A 623-nucleotide genomic window follows, 5' to 3' on the forward strand; every position below is an offset into this window, starting at 1 on the left:
TTTTTGCGGTTCCGGGGTGGGCGTCAAGGGCGCTCCTTCGTCGCGTCGGCTGCGCCGATTTCGCTGCGCTCCACCCTTGACACCCACCCCTCCACCGCAAGTGCAGATGAGGGGGCCGCCCCCAGGGGGGAGACTCCCCGGGGACGCCTGCCTGTCCTGCACCTCCGGCCCCCGTCTGCGACTTGCTTGCCCTGCGGGGCACGCACGAAGGGATCACTGCCCCATGCCACTCGGCCAAGCGTCTGCGAGCTGGCTGTGGTGACGGGGAGGGTCGGTTGGGGAGACGTGGTGAGCGCCGATGGACGCAGGAACGCGGTGGGTTGCTGACCGATCGGGCGAGGTGCACCCCGGAGCGTGTCTGGCTCACCACTGAGCCACACGGCTGGGGTGGGTGTGACGGGGGTGTGGCATGTGGGTCTATGGCAGGCCGTCGGTGTCTGGCAGATGCTTCTTCTGAGTCCTGGGACGCATAAGCGGCCTCTCCTCACCACAACCACCCCAGAAATGGGGCATATCGACCATTTGGGAGGTTGGTCAGGGTGGGATGGTCTCTGACAACCACTTCTGCGTCGATGGACACGGAAGACAGGCCTGTCAGCCTCCCACTACCCTTTTCTCACCCC

The organism is Streptomyces sp. 150FB (assembly GCF_000818195.1).
Taxonomy (GTDB): Bacteria; Actinomycetota; Actinomycetes; order Streptomycetales; family Streptomycetaceae; genus Streptomyces.